The sequence below is a fragment of the Streptomyces lienomycini genome (assembly GCF_027947595.1).
GTDB classification, from domain to species: Bacteria; Actinomycetota; Actinomycetes; order Streptomycetales; family Streptomycetaceae; genus Streptomyces; species Streptomyces lienomycini.
In genome coordinates, this window is the sequence record NZ_CP116257.1 from 3,739,547 (window position 1) to 3,751,234 (window position 11,688).

12 protein-coding genes and 1 pseudogene are annotated in these 11,688 nt (G+C 73.0%); 5 read left to right on the plus strand and 8 right to left on the minus strand.

Translation table 11 applies throughout. The features are described from left to right. The first annotated feature begins 34 nt into the window (after positions 1–34). On the plus strand, positions 35–460 hold the full coding sequence (locus BJ961_RS16780; RefSeq protein ID WP_271413641.1) for a ribosomal maturation YjgA family protein: 426 nt from the start codon (positions 35–37) through the stop codon (positions 458–460). On the opposite strand, the gene BJ961_RS16785 is transcribed toward BJ961_RS16780, so the two are convergent. Genes BJ961_RS16785 through BJ961_RS16795 form a run of 3 tightly spaced genes read right to left on the minus strand, consistent with a single transcriptional unit; the run spans position 447 to position 2,760 of the window. Next, the gene (locus BJ961_RS16785; RefSeq protein ID WP_271413642.1) at positions 447–1,304 is read right to left on the minus strand and encodes a 5-oxoprolinase subunit C family protein; all 858 of its coding nucleotides are present in this window, start codon (positions 1,302–1,304) and stop codon (positions 447–449) included. The two genes, BJ961_RS16780 and BJ961_RS16785, sit on opposite strands and share 14 nt — an antisense overlap. Continuing rightward, positions 1,301–2,011, minus strand: coding sequence for a 5-oxoprolinase subunit B family protein (locus BJ961_RS16790; RefSeq protein ID WP_271413643.1), 711 nt, complete (start codon positions 2,009–2,011; stop codon positions 1,301–1,303). Before BJ961_RS16790 ends, BJ961_RS16785 begins: the two co-directional genes overlap by 4 nt. Beyond that, a complete protein-coding gene (locus tag BJ961_RS16795; RefSeq protein ID WP_271413644.1) occupies positions 2,008–2,760 on the minus strand; it encodes a LamB/YcsF family protein in 753 nt (250 codons plus the stop codon). The genes BJ961_RS16790 and BJ961_RS16795 overlap by 4 nt, the downstream gene beginning before the upstream one ends. 217 nt (positions 2,761–2,977) lie before the next feature. Between BJ961_RS16795 and BJ961_RS16800 the strand changes: the two genes are divergently transcribed. The 4 genes from BJ961_RS16800 to BJ961_RS16815 are packed head-to-tail and all read left to right on the plus strand — an operon-like array spanning position 2,978 to position 6,367. Continuing rightward, the gene (locus BJ961_RS16800; RefSeq protein WP_123627969.1) at positions 2,978–3,697 is read left to right on the plus strand and encodes a DUF969 domain-containing protein; all 720 of its coding nucleotides are present in this window, start codon (positions 2,978–2,980) and stop codon (positions 3,695–3,697) included. Continuing rightward, positions 3,694–4,668 carry a DUF979 domain-containing protein gene (locus BJ961_RS16805; RefSeq protein WP_271413645.1) on the plus strand — a complete coding sequence of 325 codons (975 nt, stop codon included), beginning with the start codon at positions 3,694–3,696 and terminating at the stop codon, positions 4,666–4,668. The genes BJ961_RS16800 and BJ961_RS16805 overlap by 4 nt, the downstream gene beginning before the upstream one ends. Before the next feature lie 35 nt (positions 4,669–4,703). Further along, entirely contained in the window at positions 4,704–5,354 is a 651-nt protein-coding gene (gene pcp, locus BJ961_RS16810) for a pyroglutamyl-peptidase I (protein ID WP_271413646.1), read from the plus strand. Then, on the plus strand, positions 5,354–6,367 hold the full coding sequence (locus BJ961_RS16815; RefSeq protein WP_271413647.1) for a DUF2891 domain-containing protein: 1,014 nt from the start codon (positions 5,354–5,356) through the stop codon (positions 6,365–6,367). The genes pcp and BJ961_RS16815 overlap by 1 nt, the downstream gene beginning before the upstream one ends. Positions 6,368–6,412: 45 nt before the next feature. Here BJ961_RS16815 and BJ961_RS16820 read toward each other — a convergent pair. The 5 genes and pseudogenes from BJ961_RS16820 to BJ961_RS16840 all read right to left on the minus strand — a co-directional run bounded on the left by BJ961_RS16820 (position 6,413) and on the right by BJ961_RS16840 (position 11,594). Continuing rightward, positions 6,413–7,216, minus strand: a pseudogene (locus tag BJ961_RS16820) (alpha/beta fold hydrolase). 77 nt (positions 7,217–7,293) lie between these two features. Then, positions 7,294–7,464 carry a 50S ribosomal protein L32 gene (gene rpmF / locus BJ961_RS16825; RefSeq protein WP_271413648.1) on the minus strand — a complete coding sequence of 57 codons (171 nt, stop codon included), beginning with the start codon at positions 7,462–7,464 and terminating at the stop codon, positions 7,294–7,296. 101 nt (positions 7,465–7,565) lie between these two features. After that, positions 7,566–8,759, minus strand: coding sequence for a MalY/PatB family protein (locus tag BJ961_RS16830; protein ID WP_271413649.1), 1,194 nt, complete (start codon positions 8,757–8,759; stop codon positions 7,566–7,568). Beyond that, positions 8,756–10,402 (minus strand): maltose/glucose-specific PTS transporter subunit IIBC, encoded by a 1,647-nt coding sequence (gene malX, locus BJ961_RS16835; protein ID WP_271413650.1) that lies wholly within the window; start codon positions 10,400–10,402, stop codon positions 8,756–8,758. Before malX ends, BJ961_RS16830 begins: the two co-directional genes overlap by 4 nt. A gap of 187 nt (positions 10,403–10,589) precedes the next feature. Then, positions 10,590–11,594, minus strand: a complete 1,005-nt coding sequence (locus tag BJ961_RS16840; protein WP_271413651.1) for a helix-turn-helix domain-containing protein — start codon at positions 11,592–11,594, stop codon at positions 10,590–10,592. Between the last annotated feature and the right edge of the window lie 94 nt (positions 11,595–11,688).

Consider the following 11,688-nt stretch of genomic DNA (forward strand, 5'->3'; position numbering starts at 1 on the left):
CGGGCTCCGGGCTCGGCGGATGCACAATGGGCGCATGGCCGACCCCTCCAGAACCCGCGCCGGAGCGCCCGGTGGCCCGACGGTCGCGCCGACGGGCGGTCCGACGCGGACGCGGCTCGCGGCGGCGTCGGCCTCGGTGCTGATCGTCGGCGCCGGAGTGACGCTCAGGGCCGTGGCGGCGGGCGAGGCGGCCAAGTACGGCGGGGACGCGCTGTACACCCTGCTGCTGTTCGCCCTCGTCCTCGTGGTGGCGCCGAGGACGGCACCGGCCAAGGCCGCCGGAGCCGCCCTGGCGCTGAGTTGGGGTGTCGAGTTCCTCCAGCTCAGCGACGTCCCGGCGCACCTCGCCCGGGAGAGCACGGCGGCCCGCCTGGTGCTGGGTTCCACCTTCAACGCACCGGACCTGTTCTGGTACGCGGTCGGCGCGGCGGCCGGGTACCTCGTCGTCAGGCGTGGGTGAAGCGCACCGGTGTCCCGGCAGCGGCCTGGGCCGCCGCCGCGAGGGCCGGTTCCGCGACGACCGCGACGACCGGGTAGCCCCCCGTCGTCGGATGGTCGTGCAGGAAGATCACCGGGCGTCCGTCCGGCGGGACCTGGACGGCGCCCAGGACCATGCCCTCGCTGGGCAGTTCGCCCGTCGACACCCGCTCGAGCGCCGGCCCCTCGGTGCGCAGGCCGATGCGGTTGCTGTGCGGCGAGACGCGGTAGGCGGCCGAGGTGAGGGTGCGCAGGGCCGAGGGCGGGAACCAGTCGGCGCGGGGACCCAGGCGGACCGGCAGGACCAGTTCGGCAGGCGGTGCGGTCCAGGGCGCGGCGCCGGGCAGCGGTACCGGCCCCGCGGGGACGCCCACCGGGACGACGTCCCCGTCCCGCAGGGGCTCGGGGCCGAGCCCCGACAGCAGGTCCGTGGAGCGGCTGCCCAGGACGCGCTCGGCGGCGACGCCCCCCGCGACGGCCACGTACGAGCGGACGCCCCCGGTCACCGTCCCCACGTTCAGGACCGTGCCGGCCGGGACCCGCACCGGGGCGCCCCAGGCGACCGGCCGGCCGTCGAGCGTCACCGGGCAGGGCGCACCGCCGACCACGACGGTGACGTCCCGGTCGGGGCGCAGGGCGCAGCCGGTCAGAGTGGTCTCCAGGACGGCGGCGTCCGGTGCGTTGCCGAGGAGGCGGTTGGCGAGCCGCATCGCGGGGGCGTCGAGCGCGCCGGAGCGGGGGACGCCCAGGTGGGCGTGGCCCGGCCGGCCCGAGTCCTGCACCGTCGTGAGCGCCCCGGAACGCACCGTCGTGATCGTGGCCGTCATGCCCCGGCCTCCGCCCGGGAGCCGGCGGACGCCCCGTCCTCCGCCTCACCGCCGTCGACTGTGACGAACCGCACGCGCGTCCCCGGTGTGAGGAGGGCCGCACGCTCCCGTGCCGGGTCCCACAGCGGCCGCGGGTCCGGCATCGTGCCGATGAGCTGCCAGCCGCCCGGGGTGGCCCGGGGGTAGACCGCGCTGTACGGGCCGGCCAGGGCGACCGCGCCGGCCGGCACGCGGGTCCTCGGTGTGGCCCGGCGGGGGACGTGCAGCCGGGAGGGCAGGCCCGTGAGGTAGCCGAAGCCGGGCGCGAAGCCGCAGAACGCGACCCGGTAGGTGTACGCACCGTGGCGGGCGCCGACCTCCTCGGGGGCGATGCCCCACAGGGCCGCCACGCCGGCCAGGTCGGGACCGTCGTAGCGGACGGGGATCTCCACCAGGTCGCCGGTGTCGTCGGTGACCGGCGGCACCTCCCAGTCGGCGATCCCGCGGGCCAGCGCCCGCGGGTCGGGCACACCGTCCAGCAGGACGGTCCGCGCTCCGGGCACGACCTCCGTGACGGGCGGAAGCGTCCCCGCGGCACGCCGGCGCAGCACTTCGGCGTGGAAGGCGGCGGTGTGCTCGGCGTCGGGCAACTCGACGAGCAGGGCCTCCCGGCCCGCCGGGCGTGCCGTGAGGGGGCGGGAGGGCGACGAGTGCCCTGCGCCCTTCATGCGAACGCCCCGATCCCCACCCCGGACGCCTCCAGCGCCTCGCGCACCCGCGCCGCGATCCTGGCGGCGTTCGGGGTGTCCCCGTGCACGCACAGCGAGCGGGCGGCCACCGCGACGGCCGTACCGTCCACGGCCTCGACGGAGCCCTCCACGGCGAACGCGACCGCACGCCGTACCACCGCGTCCTCGTCCGTCACCACCGAACCCGCCTCGCGGCGGGGGACCAGCGTGCCCCGGGCGGTGTAGGCGCGGTCCGCGAACGCCTCCGGGACGCCGGTGAGCCCCGCGTCCGCGGCGGCCGTGAGCAGCAGCGACCCGGGAAGGCCGAGCACGGGCAGGGAGCCGCCCGCCAGCCGTACCCCGGCCACGACGGCACGGGCCTGCCCGTCGTCGTGGACGGTGCGGTTGTAGAGCGCGCCGTGCGGCTTCACGTAGGCCACCCGGGCCCCGGCGGCCTCGGCGAACACCCGGAGCGCGCCGATCTGGTACGCCACCTCGGCCGCCAGTTCACCGGGGGGCACGTCCATGGCCCGCCGTCCGAAGCCCGCCAGGTCGCGGTAGGACACCTGCGCCCCGATCCGCACCCCCCGCTCGGCGGCGAGGTCGCAGACGCGGCGCATCACCGAGGGGTCGCCCGCGTGGAAGCCGCAGGCCACGTTGGCGCTGGTGACGACGGAGAGCAGGGCGTCGTCGTCGGTGAGGGTCCAGCGGCCGAAGCCCTCGCCGAGATCTGCGTTGAGGTCGATCACCCCTTGAAAGTAGACGATCGTTGAACGATCCGACAAGAGATGTCCGCCTGGTGGCCTCCAGGGACGATGAGGATGCGCCTCTTGTTAGATCGTTGAACGATCGCTAGTGTCCGTGCATCTGCCACACATCTGGAGCTATGGTCCCCGGGACCGATGAGTCACGTTCCGAAGCTCCGGATCCGTGCCCTGCCCCCTCATGCCTGAAGAAGGCCACCGAATGATCGTTCTCCTCGGTGTGGTCGTGGTGATCCTCGGATTCGTCACGCGCCGCAACCCCGTCCTCGTGGTGGGCGTCGCCGGTATCGTCACCGGACTGCTCGGCAAGATGAACCCGCTGGAGGTCCTCGCGGCCTTCGGCCGGTCCTTCGCCGACAGCCGCTCGGTCACCGTCTACGCCATCGTGCTCCCGGTGATCGGGCTGCTCGAGCGCTACGGTCTGCGCGAGCAGGCCCGCAATCTCATCGGCCGCCTGGGCAAGCTCAGCGCCGGCCGGTTCCTCACCGTCTACCTGCTGGTCCGGCAGGTCACCGCGGCCTTCGGCCTGAACAGCATCGGCGGCCCGGCGCAGACCGTGCGACCCCTGGTGGCACCCATGGCCGAGGCCGCGGCCGAACGCTCCACCGGGGCCAAGCTGTCCGACAAGTGGCGCGAGAAGGTGCGCTCCTACTCTGCCTCGGCCGACACCGTGGGCGTCTTCTTCGGCGAGGACTGCTTCATCGCGATCGGCTCCATCCTGCTGATCACCGGCTTCGTGAACTCGACCTACCACCAGGACATCGAGCCGACCCAGCTGGCCCTGTGGGCGATCCCGCTCGCCGTCTGCGCCTTCCTCATCCACGGCGCCCGGCTGCTGCTCATGGACAAGCAGCTCGAACGCGAGATGGCGCAGGCCGCCGCCGAGCACGACCTGCCGCTTCCCGAGGGGGCCGACAAGTGATCAAGGTCGAATGGCTGTACTGGCTGATAGGCCTCGTCTTCGTCGTCATGGCCGTGCAGATGGCCATGGACCGCAGCAACCCCAAGCGGTGGACGTCCGCCGCGTTCTGGGGTCTGCTCGGACTGACCTTCCCCTACGGCACGGGCGTCGCCAACGCCACCGCCGAGAACGGTGGCTGGACCCTGCCCGCCGAACCGCTCGGCGTCGCCGTCCTCGCCCTGATCGTGCTCGCCGGCTTCAACTTCCTCGGCAAGGGCGTCCCGGTCACCACCACCGGCGAGCAGCGCGAGGCCGCCGCCGCCCGGCTCGGCAGCAAGATCTTCATCCCCGCGCTGACCATCCCGCTCGTCGCCATCGTCTGCGCCTCCGTCCTCGACGAGTCCGGGCTCTTCGAGTCGGGCAAGGCCACCCTCCTCGGGCTCGGCGTCGGCTGTATCGCCGCGCTCGTCGTCGGCATGTTCGTCACCGGCGAGAAGAAGGTCTCCGTCCCGATCCACTCCGGCCGCTCCATGCTGGAGGCGATGGGCTCCGCCCTGCTGCTGCCCCAGCTCCTGGCCGTGCTCGGCTCGATCTTCGCCGCGGCCGGGGTCGGCGACCAGGTCGGCGACATCATGAACAAGGTCCTGCCCGAGGACTCGAAGTACTTCGCCGTCGTCGCGTACTGCGTGGGCATGTTCCTGTTCACCGTCATCATGGGCAACGCCTTCGCCGCCTTCCCCGTGATGACGGCGGCGATCGGCTGGCCCGTGCTCATCCAGCAGATGCACGGCAACGAGCCCGCCGTCCTCGCGATCGGCATGCTGGCCGGCTTCGCCGGCACCCTCTGCACACCGATGGCCGCCAACTTCAACATCGTCCCCGCCACGCTGCTCGAACTGAAGGACCAGTACGGGCCGATCAAGGCACAGCTGCCGACGGGCATCGCACTGCTCGGCTGCTGCACCGTCATCATGGCGCTCTTCGCCTTCTGATCCCGGCCATCCCACCCGCACGGCAAGGAACGCCCATGACCCGTGTCCTCATCACCGGCTTCGCCCCCTTCGGCGGCGAGCGCGTGAACCCGTCCTGGCAGGCGGCGTCCCTGGTGGCCGCCGAACCGCCCGCCGGGCTCACGGTCACCGCCGCCGAACTGCCCTGCGTCTTCGGCGAGTCCCTCGACGCCCTGCGCGACGCCGTCCGGGCCCAGGCCCCCGACCTGGTGCTCTGCCTGGGCCAGGCGGGCGGACGCCCGGGCGTCACCGTCGAACGCGTCGGCATCAACGTCGACGACGCGCGCATCCCCGACAACGCCGGCGGGCAGCCCATCGACGAACCGGTGGTCCCGGGCGGCCCCGCCGCCTACTTCTCCACCCTCCCCGTCAAGGCGTGCGTCGCCGCGATGCGCGAGGCCGGTGTCCCGGCCGCCGTCTCCAACACGGCCGGCACCTTCGTCTGCAACCACGTGGCGTACGGCCTCGGCCACCTCATCGCCACCGAGTTCCCGCACATACGCGGCGGGTTCGCGCACGTGCCCTGGGCGCCGGAGCAGGTCCTCGACGGCACCGCGCCCGCCCTCCCGCCCGCCACCGTCGCCCACGGCCTGCGCGCCCTGCTGGCCACCGCCGCCCGCACCCCCGCCGAGCAGGACCTCAAGGTCACCGAAGGAGCCACCCACTGATGCCGCTCAGCGCCCACGCGGCCGCCTTCGCCCAGCTGGCCCGGGCGAACATCACCCGCGAGTACCCCAACTTCCCCGCCCACCTGATCACCTCCGCCGACGAGCACCTCGAACCCCGCTCACTGCACCCCGCCTTCTACGGCGCCTACGACTGGCACTCCTCGGTGCACATGCACTGGCTGCTCGTCCGCCTGCTCCGCCGCCACGGCGGCACCCCCGCACTGCCGGACACCGCGGCGGCCGTCGCCGCGCTCGACCGCAACCTCACCCCCGAGAACCTCGCCACCGAGGCCGCCTATCTGCGCGACCGCCCGTCCTTCGAACGCCCCTACGGCTGGGCGTGGCTGCTCGCGCTCGCCGCCGAGTGCCGGGCGCACGGCGGAGCGGAGGGCGACCGCTGGGCCGGGGCACTGAAGCCGGCCGTCGACACCGTCGACGACCTGCTGGCCGACTGGCTGCCCAAGGCCACCTACCCGGTACGCCACGGCAACCACCCCAACAGCGCGTTCGCGCTCGGCCTCGCGCTCGACTCGGGCGAACTGTCGCCCGCCACCGAGCGGGCCGTACGGGAACGCCTGCTCAGCTGGTTCACCGACGACCACGACGCGCCCGCGCACTGGGAACCGTCGGGCCAGGACTTCCTGTCCCCGGCGCTCACCGAGGCCGACGCGATGCGCAGGATCCTCGCACCGGAACGGCTCGCGGCGTGGCTCGACCGCTTCCTGCCCGGGCTCGGGACCGGCGCCCCCTGCGCGCTGCTGGAGGTGCCGGTGGTCTCCGACCACGCCGACCCGCAGATCGGCCATCTGCTCGGCCTGGCGCTCAGCAGGGCCGCCGCACTGCGCTCCCTCGCGGACGCCCTGCCCGACGGCCCGGTCCGTGCCCGCCTGCGCGACGCGGCCGAGGCACACCTCGCGGCCGGTCTGCCGGCCGTGGAACGCGGCGACTTCACCACCGACCACTGGCTGGCGACCTTCGCCGCGCTCGCGCTGGACCCGGTCGCAGGGAACTGACGTCCGCTACGTCCCCTCGCCCGGTCGCGGTCGGGTCGGGCCGCGTCACCGCGCCGACCGCGTCCCGGGTGCGGGCGCACGCCGGACGGGCATCATCGTCTCGACGGCGCCCTGCCGGAGATGATCCAGGATCAGCTCGTCGACCAGGGCCGCCTTCTCCAGGGGTACCAGGTGGGAGGCGCCGGGGACGACGGCGAGCCGCGCGTCGGGAGCGCCGCGGTACAGGGCGGTGGTGTGCTCCAGCGTCATCATGTCGTCGTCTCCGGCCATGACGAGGAGGGGCGCCTGGACGCGGGCCAACTCGTCGAGGGTGAGCGTCGGCTGGGTGCGCCACATGTCGAGCACCTTCGCCGCCACCACCGGCCAGTGCTCTCCTCCGTCCGGCGAGACGGCCTCGTACATCTCGCGGAAGAACGCCAGGTCCGGTCCCTCGGGCGTCATCGCGTCGAGCATGCCCGGCTCGACGAAGCACTCGGCGGCGGGACGGAAGTTCGCACCGATCACCACGACCCGGCGCACCAGGCCGGGCCGGGCGGCGGCGACGAGCAGCGCGACGACGCCCCCGTCGCTCCAGCCGACCAGATGCGCGGGCCCGCCCACGACGGTCTCGACGAACGACACGGTGTCGTCGGCCATGTCCCGGTACGTGAGCGGGCCCTCGACGTCCGGAGTGTGCCCGTGCGCGCGTCGCTCGGGCAGGAACAGGCGGTGCGCGGCGGCGAGATCGGCGCGCTGCGCCCCCCAGGTGTCGTTGGTGCACAGGCCGCCGTGCAGCAGGACCAGCGGCTCGCCGGCCCCTTCCGTCTCTTACCAGGTCCTGACGCCGGGAAGGTCCGCGTAGTCGCCCATCACCCAGGCCCTCTCCGGCCGATGTCGTCCACGGCCAGTCTCCGCCGCGGCCCGCACGCCCGCAACGCGGGGGAGAGTCAGTCCTGCGGGCGCAGGAGGCCGCGCCGGTAGGCGGGCACCAGGTGGCGGGGGACCCGCAGTGTCACCCCGTCCACGGTCACGGGTACCAGGTTCGGCACGCTCGCCTTCCACTGAGCCCTGCGGTGACGGGTGTTGCTGCGGGACATCTTGCGCTTGGGAACGGCCATGGCAGGGGTCCTTTCGACAGACGGCCGACGGCCCCCGGGCGTCCGTCGAGGGAGCCGGGGGAGATCCGGACCCCGACGCTACATGAAAATGGTGTTCATTGTTAACTCGCCTCGGTGAGCCGCCGCAGGGCGCGCGCCAAAGCCTCCACGCCCGCCTCCGCCTTCGACCGGGGGCAGCCGACGTTGAGCCGTATCCGGCCCGGAGCGCCGTAGGCCGCCCCGGGCATGACCGCCACCTTCTCCACCTCCACCAGTTCGCGCTGCAGTACGTCGTCGTCGACGCCGAGCGGGCGCAGGTCGATCCACGCCAGGTAGCCCGCCTGCGGCGGTTCCCAGTCCAGCCGCGGGAACTCCTCGCGGAGACGGCCGGCCACCATCGCGAGGTTGCCCGCGAGGTACGTCCGCAGGGCGTCCAGCCAGGGCGCCCCCTCGCGGTACGCGGCGATGTGGCCGACCAGCGACAGCACCGCGGGGGAGGAGAGCCCGTCCGCCTCCTTGAGCCGGCGCAGGTAGGCATCGCGCGAGGCCGGGTCCCCGATGATCCCGTAGCTTCCCGTCAGCGCCGGGATGTTGAAGGACTTGGACGCCGAAGTGACCACGGCCCAGCGGCCGTCGCGGGCGTGCCGTACCCAGGGCCGGTGGACGTGCGGGGCGTACGCCAGGTCGGAGTGGATCTCGTCGCTGACGACCGCGACGCCGTGGCGTGCGCACAGCCCGGCCATCCGGTCCAGGTCGCCGGCCGACCACACCCTGCCCGTCGGGTTGTGCGGCGAACACAGCAGCAGCACCGCCGTGTCGGGGAGCGCCAGCAGCCGTTCCAGCTCCGCCCAGTCGTCCAGGGGGCACTCCAGCAGCCTGCGGCCGCCCGCCGACACCGTCTTGGGGAACGCGTCGTACATCGGGGTGTGGGCGACCACCCCGTCCCCGGGCCGCGACCACAGGCTCAGCAACCGCGAGACCTGGTAGACGACGGACGGCGCGTAGACGACCGACCCGGGGTCCACCTCCGTCCCGTGCCGCGACCCGTACCAGTGCACGATCGCGGAGAGGAAGTCGTCCTGGCGCCAGCGCGAGTAGCCCAGCACCCCGTGGTCCAGACGGCGGCGCAGCGCGGCCAGGATCTCCGGAGCGGTCTCGAAGTCCAGGTCGGAGATCGTGAACGGCAGCAGGTCCGGCACGCCGAAGCGGTCCTGCACGTAGTCCCACTGCGTGCACCAGGTGCCGCGCCGGTCCACCGGCGTGTCGAAGTCGTACGGCGCGGGCGGCGGCCAGGACGCGGGGGCGTGCGGGGTCATGATCGGCCCACCGGGATCATCGAGGCGATGGCGTCCTTCACGGACTGGACCTGCGGGCCGATGACGACCTGCACGTTCTGCCCGTCGAGCTTGATGACGCCCACGGCGCCCAGCTTCTTCAGCCGCGCCTCGTCCACCTGTTCGGCGTCCGCCACCGTCATGCGCAGGCGGGTGATGCAGTTGTCCAGGGACCGGATGTTGCCGGCGCCGCCGATCGCCTGGAGCATGGCGACCGCGTCGTACTTCCCCGCGACCAGCTCGCGCGGCGGCTCTGGAGCCTCCGCGTCCTGCCCGTCCCCGCCCTGGTCCGCGTCGGCCGCCCCGTCCTTCTCCTCGCCCTGCGCGTCGTCGGCCGGCGGGTCCTCGCGCCCGGGCGTCCTGAGGTCGAAGCGGGTGATGGCCCAGCGGAACAGGAAGTAGTACACGGTGAACCAGACCGCCGCGATCACCGGCACCAGGTACCACTTGGTCGTCGAGCCCTGGAGCACGCCGAAGACGAGCCAGTCGATGACGTTTCCGTCGGTGTTGCCGATGTAGACGCCGAGCACGGCCGCCGTGAGGAAGCCCAGACCCACGAGCACCGCGTGGATGGCGTACAGCCACGGGGCGACGAAGAGGAACAGGAACTCCAGCGGCTCCGTGATGCCGCCGACCACACAGGCCACCACGCCCGAGACGAGCAGGGCCTTGATCTCCGGGCGCATCCGGCGCTTGGCGCAGTGGTACATGGCGAGCGCCGCGCCGGGCAGACCGCCCAGGTAGGCCGCCATCTTGCCCTGCGAGAGGAAGTGCGTCGCGTCGGTGACCGCCGCGTTCGGCGCCGCCGAGCAGTCCAACTGGGCGTAGAACATGTTCAGGGCGCCGGAGACGTGCTCGCCGCACACCGCCCCCGAACCGCCGACGTCGGTGAAGCGGAACATGGCGACGAGGATGTGGTGCAGGCCGATCGGGCGCAGCAGGACCTCGCCCATGCCGAAGAAGAACGGCCCGAAGACACCCGTGTGTCCGATGCCGCGGCCCACGGCGGTGATCCAGCCGTTGAAGGTCGGCCAGACGAGCGGGATGAGCAGACCCAGCACGCTCAGGACCAGGGCCGAGACGATCGGGACGAAGCGCAGCCCGCCGAAGAAGGCCAGCGCGTCGGGCATCCGCTGGGTGCGAAAGCGCCGGTGGAGCAGGCTGACGACGATGCCGACGGCCACGGCGCCGAGCAGTCCCGTGTCGATGGACTGCACGCCCAGTACGTCGGCGATGCCGTAGTGCTCGATCGCCCCCTCGTCCTCGAAGTCGACGCCCTTCGCGGTGAGGTAGAAGTTCACCGCGAGGTTCATGGCGGCGAAGCCGACGAAGCCGGAGAACGCGGCCACGCCCTTGTCCTCCCGGGCGAGACCGAGGGGGATGGCCATCGCGAACAGCACGGGCAGGAACGTGAAGGCGACCAGCCCCGTGTTGGCCATCCAGGTGAAGACGAGGTGGAAGCCCTCGCCCTTCAGGAAGGCAACGTTGTCAGTGACCGCCTCGCTGGACAGGGAGGAGCCGATGCCCAGCATGATGCCGCAGAACGCGAGCAGGGCCACGGGGAGCATGAACGTTTTGCCGAGCCCCTGGAGGAATTCCCAGAGTGCGGCCTTGGTCTTCTGCATGTGTACGGGACTTTCGGGCCTGGGGGGACGGACCCGTCCGCTCGTCGTGACGACGCGGCGCGGGCCGGCGGGCGCAACGGGCGGCCGAGGACCTGCCGCCGCAGGGATCACATCACAGCGGGTCGGTGGCTGTCCACGGTTCCCCCCGCCACCAGCCCGAGGGCACCGAACCGGCCCGCCCCGTCGGTCACAGCCATCCCCGCCGCGCCGCCTGCCAGGCGAGCTGCATACGGGTCGCCGCGTTCGCGCGCTCCATCATGCCCTGGATACGGCGCTGGACCGTTCGGCGGCTCAGCTGCATCTGCGAGGCGATCGCCTTGTCGGCCACTCCCGCCACCAGCAGGGACAGCAGCCTGCGGTCGGTGGGCGCCAGCGCGTCGGGCGCCGCGGGCCCGTCCGTCCCCGACAGTTCGCCCGTGTCGTCGACGTCCAGCGGGACGGCGTCCTCCCAGTACCGTTCGAACAGCGCGATCAGGGCCGCCAGGAGATTGCTGTCCCTGACCAGTGCCGTGGTCGGCTCCTCCGGACTGCCGTGCGGCCCGCCGGCGACGAGGGGGAAGACGGCCACGGCCCGGTCCGCGATCGCCAGACGCAGCGGCAACTCCGGCACGGCGCGGGCGACCTCGCCGGCCCGGACACCCGCCACGACGTTGTCGACCGCCCCCTCGTCGTCGAAGAACGCCTTCTCGTACAGCACCCGGTAGCGGACCCCCCGGGCCAGCGCGTCGAACTCCTCGGTGTTGCTGCCCGAGGGCATGGCCACGTACTGGGCCTTGCAGAACCAGAGCATCTCCTCGCGCACGCTGGTCTGGATCTGCCTCAGGTGCTGCCGCAGGGCCTCGGCGCCGGTGATCACCTCGAGGAGTTGCCCCGCGTCGCGCCTGCGCATCGTGTCGCGGTAGGACTCGATCAGCCGGGCGGCCTCGTGCTGGGCCAGGTCGAGCGCGTCGGCGCTGCGCTTCAGCCGGGGCAGCAGGGCGACATCGGGCGGAGCCGCCTGGTAGAGCCGGGGCGTGCCGTCGGTGGGGCTGGCCAGTCCCTTCGCGGTGAGCGACGCGAGGACGGCGTCCACCCGCGCGACCGGCAGGCCGTCGCGTTCCGCCAGGTCGGCCGCACCGGCCCGGCCGAAGCCCACGAGCAGCGCGTACACCGACTCCTCGTCGGCGGACAGCCCCGCGATCTCCAGCACCACGAACGCCCTCCCCGGATCCTGGGCCGTGACGGTTGAACACCGTACTGCACAGGCGGGGAGGGCGCGGCGGGGTGTACGGCGCGGCCGGCCGTAC

Bases quoted from the DNA above. Each gene is read 5' to 3' on its own strand.
- BJ961_RS16780 (WP_271413641.1), top strand. From the start codon at position 35: ATGGCCGACCCCTCCAGAACCCGCGCCGGAGCGCCCGGTGGCCCGACG.
- BJ961_RS16785 (WP_271413642.1), bottom strand. From the start codon at position 1,304: ATGACGGCCACGATCACGACGGTGCGTTCCGGGGCGCTCACGACGGTG.
- BJ961_RS16790 (WP_271413643.1), bottom strand. From the start codon at position 2,011: ATGAAGGGCGCAGGGCACTCGTCGCCCTCCCGCCCCCTCACGGCACGC.
- BJ961_RS16800 (WP_123627969.1), top strand. From the start codon at position 2,978: ATGATCGTTCTCCTCGGTGTGGTCGTGGTGATCCTCGGATTCGTCACG.
- pcp (WP_271413646.1), top strand. From the start codon at position 4,704: ATGACCCGTGTCCTCATCACCGGCTTCGCCCCCTTCGGCGGCGAGCGC.
- BJ961_RS16815 (WP_271413647.1), top strand. From the start codon at position 5,354: ATGCCGCTCAGCGCCCACGCGGCCGCCTTCGCCCAGCTGGCCCGGGCG.
- rpmF (WP_271413648.1), bottom strand. From the start codon at position 7,464: ATGGCCGTTCCCAAGCGCAAGATGTCCCGCAGCAACACCCGTCACCGC.
- BJ961_RS16830 (WP_271413649.1), bottom strand. From the start codon at position 8,759: ATGACCCCGCACGCCCCCGCGTCCTGGCCGCCGCCCGCGCCGTACGAC.
- malX (WP_271413650.1), bottom strand. From the start codon at position 10,402: ATGCAGAAGACCAAGGCCGCACTCTGGGAATTCCTCCAGGGGCTCGGC.